The 255-nt window shown below is 55.7% G+C and carries 1 rRNA gene; it reads right to left on the bottom strand.

The annotated features are described in order from the left end of the window. Positions 1–255: ribosomal RNA gene (locus M3202_RS22200) — 16S ribosomal RNA — on the bottom strand; the annotation flags it as partial.

Here is a 255-nt window from a genome sequence, read left to right as displayed (position 1 = left end):
AAGAAACCGCCTGCGCGCGCTTTACGCCCAATAATTCCGGACAACGCTTGCCACCTACGTATTACCGCGGCTGCTGGCACGTAGTTAGCCGTGGCTTTCTGGTCAGGTACCGTCAAGGTACCGCCCTATTCGAACGATACTTGTTCTTCCCTGACAACAGAGCTTTACGAGCCGAAACCCTTCATCACTCACGCGGCGTTGCTCCGTCAGACTTTCGTCCATTGCGGAAGATTCCCTACTGCTGCCTCCCGTAGG

The sequence above is a fragment of the Halalkalibacter oceani genome, from assembly GCF_023715605.1.
Classification (GTDB): Bacteria; Bacillota; Bacilli; order Bacillales; family Bacillaceae_D; genus Halalkalibacter; species Halalkalibacter oceani.
The sequence above is the reverse complement of the archived record's forward strand: the minus strand, read 5'-3'. Positions and strand labels throughout refer to the sequence as shown.